We start from the raw sequence: 1,264 nt of genomic DNA on the forward strand, positions 1-1,264 counted from the left end.
GAATTTCAAGTCCGTGCTCAAGCGCTGTTTTTCCATGCCGGCAACAACCGGGGTCAAAATCGGTGTAAAGCCCACGTGAATCGTCTGGAGAGCATTCGAAATCGTCACCATGATACCGAAGGCGCCCGCCTTTTCGGGACCAAGGAACAGCATGACCATCCAGAGGGCAGAACGAATCAAGAACGAAGCGACGAATTCACCAAAGCCCAGCGGAAGCGAATACTTCAAAAGAACCATGGGCACACGCAAGGCCGGGTGAAGCGGCATGTCGGGGAACTGACGGCGCACCAGCACAAAATGCACAATGAATCCAGCCATCTGGCCTACAAACAAGCCCAACGGAAGCGCATGGGGAATATCCAGGAAGTGTAGTGCAATCGACACACCCGGGGCAAGCGTTACCGTAAGGAAGGAATTTACGAACACGGCGTTTTGTGGACGGCGATTGCCTTCGGAAGCAGTGCTAAAGACAAATGTGCCCACGTAGAACAAAAGCGAAATACCATACCAAGGCAATTCCTTGGAAATATAGGGCGTAAAGGAACCCACAAAAATCACGAGTGAGCAGAAAAGCGCAATCAGTGCCGACACCCAGAAGGAATTCATGATGCCGTCATAAGCCGGGCGGCCATTCAGCTTGTTTTGCGGGAGGTACCAATACAGGCCCTTGTCAAGCCCAAGCGTTGCCGAGTGGGCAATGGTCAAGAGAAGCGTTTGCGCAGAGACAAAAATGCCAAATTCAGCGGCGCCAAAAACACGCGCCATCAAAAAAGTCAAAAGCGGGCCACAAACCTTGAGGATCGCCCCCACCACGTTGATAATCACAGCCTTCTTTAAAAACTTGCTGTCTGCTTCCAGATTACTCATAATTACTCGCAATATAGAAAATTGGGACCTAGTTCACTAAGGCATCATAATATCATTTCGCAGCACAGAGCGCACGGCTTTTGCAGCGCCCACCGCTTTCTTTTTCCACGCAAGATCATTTACATCGGTCGTGATTGCATAAGGGCTTTCGCCGCCGACACCGGCTCGGTAAACATCTTCGTTTTCGAGGCCGCCCGTAAGCACATGGTCACGGAAGCCCAAGTAGTACGCGTTTTGCGAAAAGAACACCGACGGTTGACTTGCAGGGCGTTCCTGCGCGAGCAAGTCATAACCCCAGAAATGGTTCGGTTCACGCACCTGCGCAAGATCAAAAATCGTCGGGCCCAAATCGAGCTGCGACGCCACATCTTCGCGAACGGCAAGCCCGTTAAACAAG

At 51.7% G+C, this 1,264-nt stretch carries 1 protein-coding gene and 1 pseudogene; both read right to left on the reverse strand.

The window, feature by feature from the left end; all coding sequences use genetic code 11:
* Positions 1–867 (reverse strand): oligosaccharide flippase family protein (locus Q0628_RS10590; RefSeq protein ID WP_298770856.1); only part of this gene is annotated, 867 nt, incomplete at its 3' end.
* Between the two features lie 36 nt (positions 868–903).
* Positions 904–1,264 (reverse strand): annotated as a pseudogene (locus tag Q0628_RS10595) (sulfatase); the annotation flags it as partial.

Source organism: uncultured Fibrobacter sp., from assembly GCF_937877005.1.
Classification (GTDB): domain Bacteria; phylum Fibrobacterota; class Fibrobacteria; order Fibrobacterales; family Fibrobacteraceae; genus Fibrobacter.